Here is a 2,705-nt window from a genome sequence, read left to right as displayed (position 1 = left end):
GAAGTATACTGGTCAATAGCTTTTGCGCCCTTGTACCAGCTTATAAAATTTCACTACCAGGGCCGCAGCTATGCAAACGGAAACTTTGAGCTGAATGACGACCTGATGATGCAAGCCCTGCAATTGGTTATAAAAGCACTAAAACCTTAAAAAATTGAACTGATAAAATGCGAACGCTAATTTATTAAAGATATATAATTATGAAATTAAACCATATCAACCTGCCGGTAAACGATGTTGCGGCCAGCAGCAGTTTTTTTGAACAGTACTTTAATTTTAAATGTACCGAAAAAAAAGGCGATAACTTAATTGCCATATTACAGGGTACCGATGGTTTTACCCTTGTACTAATGGCCAATAATTTTAACCGTAATGGCAACAGTACTTTTCCGGATGCATTTCACGTTGGTTTCCTGCTTGAGAACCGCCAGGATGTTACCGATGTATATAACCGCCTTTTAGCTGGCGGCTTCGCTGCCGAACAAGCCCCGGCAAATATGCGTGGTGGCTATGGTTTTTATTTTAATGCCCCTGGTAATATACTTACCGAGGTAACCTGCAATAACTAATTAAGTATTAAATACATAATCATCTTGTTATGATACCAGCATCAGCCTATAAAAATCCGCATCATGTGATGCTGTTTTTTGAAGAAAAAGAAACTAACTATAATGAACCCTGTATTGCCGAGCGCGTTAGCTATTATGAAAATCTTAAAAAAATAGGTAAAGTATTATTACGCGGCGACTTTTGGAACCAGGGCCGCAATTTTGTAATTGTATATGTAGCATCAGATACCGAACTGGAGCAAATTATAGATAACGACCCGGCAGTACGCCAAAATTTGCTTGAGCTGGTTAGGGCTATGCCTTTTTAAGGTACCGGTTTTGTATTAGTTAAAACACCGGGTTTACAATGGGTTAAAATACGGGTAGTTTAGTGCTTGCTTAAACGTATATTACCATATATGTTTGTGCAAACATTATTATGGAATCTTTTGAGTTAGCAGTTAATCAAAAAACATATAAGATTATCAGGGCAACAACGGGTAAAGCTACCTATAATGTTTTTAACCACTCCTCGTTTCATATCATCACCAAAACAAGTTTTCATGGGTGGGAAGTTATTGAACACMGTTTTGGTGATCATCAAATACCGTTGCAGCAAATAGGTAAAGGCATTGAAGATCACTTAGGCTTATAGCTTATTTATAATATACCCAACTAAAGTTTTTTGTATTAATTTAATCGTAAAGAAAATAATACTTTCTTTTTACTTATAATATTTGCTTTTTACTCTCTGAAGTTGTAGATTGTGCTTATTAAATGATTAAGTATGGAAGAATTAAAAATTTTCAGAATATTCGCCGGCTTCCCTTTATTGGGTTTATTGCTGCCAGATCTTTCTTCGATGTTTGTATCCACCTGGCAAGGCATCCCTTTTATCCATATTTACATCGAGTTTTTTTTGTTGCTGAGTATAGCTATTTGTACAATTGGCATCTGGCACAATCAAAAGCAGCAAAAAGTCAATAATATTTCCGCGGCCTAAGGATATTCACTATAAGGCAGTAAAAAAAAGCCTGTGATTTGGCTTATCTATTCGCACCCAATTTATGTACCTATATTTAATACTTATGCCCGGTGCTTTGTACCGGGCATTTTCATTTGAATATATACAATTTAAAATCAATAAGTTGGCTTGTGGCTTTTATAGTAGGAGTAACCTGGCGCGTAAAATCCTCAATATAAAACAAGTAAATCCCGAATGATAATTCAGTAATATTCCTTGCATTATTATAATTCTGCTGCTATACTTTTGAATAATAAGTTATGTAATCAGGGGCACTAACTTAGGAGCAGCCGTTTGCCGTAACGCAACGGCTGTTTTTTTTTAAATGGATTTCGCCGATTGATTATGATTTAACCGATTAGTGTGTTTTTTTTGTTTGCTATGATGATTTTGGCTATTGACAATGGTCTATGGGCCTCTACCGCTCATCCCACATTAAATTAAAATGGTTTAGTTTTACACAACAATCAGCAACCAATAACCATGACCACCCGCATTTCAAAAATTACAGCGCCGGTAATTGTGTTTTGTATAATTTGTTTAAGCTTTTACACTGCCGCTGCACAAAACAAAAAACCTTTTAAAGTGATAGCCTTTTACACCGGTCGTAATGATAAGGCGCATATTAGTTTTGTGCACGAAGCTAACAAGCGTTTCCCGGATATGGGCAAAAAATACAATTTCACCTACGATTCTACCAATAACTGGGGCAACATGAATCGGCGTTTTTTGACCAGATACCAGGTGGTGCTGTTTTTAGATACCCGTCCGGATGATCCTGCACAACGGGCTGCATTTGAGCAATACATGAAAAATGGCGGCGCCTGGATGGGCTTTCATTTCTCTGCATTCGCACTTACGCCGTCGGATTATCCGCAAAATTGGGACTGGTACCATAATGAGTTCCTGGGATCGGGTCAGTATGTAAGTAATACCTGGCACCCTACATCGGCTATTTTACGGGTGGCGGATGCCAAACATCCCGTAACCAAAGGTTTGCCCGCAACTTTCAAAACACAACCAAACGAGTGGTACCGATGGGAGCATGACCTGCGTAAAAATCCGGATATTGATATCTTATTATCTATCGACTCAACCAGTTTTCCGTTGGGTACCGGGCCAAAGCCGCATGA

Annotated in this window: 5 protein-coding genes; all 5 read left to right on the top strand. The window is 38.1% G+C overall.

The features are described from left to right. Positions 1–200: 200 nt before the first annotated feature. Complete coding sequence (locus AC1DPZ_RS25025) at positions 201–569, top strand: VOC family protein (RefSeq protein ID WP_477408601.1); 369 nt, start codon at positions 201–203, stop codon at positions 567–569. Between the two features lie 29 nt (positions 570–598). After that, positions 599–877 carry a YciI family protein gene (locus AC1DPZ_RS25020; protein ID WP_477408599.1) on the top strand — a complete coding sequence of 93 codons (279 nt, stop codon included), beginning with the start codon at positions 599–601 and terminating at the stop codon, positions 875–877. A gap of 110 nt (positions 878–987) precedes the next feature. Beyond that, positions 988–1,203 carry a hypothetical protein gene (locus AC1DPZ_RS25015; protein ID WP_477408597.1) on the top strand — a complete coding sequence of 72 codons (216 nt, stop codon included), beginning with the start codon at positions 988–990 and terminating at the stop codon, positions 1,201–1,203. Positions 1,204–1,335: 132 nt separating this feature from the next. After that, positions 1,336–1,551, top strand: coding sequence for a hypothetical protein (locus tag AC1DPZ_RS25010; RefSeq protein WP_477408595.1), 216 nt, complete (start codon positions 1,336–1,338; stop codon positions 1,549–1,551). A 504-nt stretch (positions 1,552–2,055) separates the two neighbouring features. Then, a partial coding sequence (locus tag AC1DPZ_RS25005; RefSeq protein WP_477408593.1) for a ThuA domain-containing protein occupies positions 2,056–2,705 on the top strand: 650 nt, incomplete at its 3' end.

The sequence above is a fragment of the Mucilaginibacter sp. P4_G9 genome (assembly GCF_056400985.1).
Note: the sequence above shows the minus strand (reverse complement) of the source record. Positions and strands in the feature narration are given on the sequence as shown.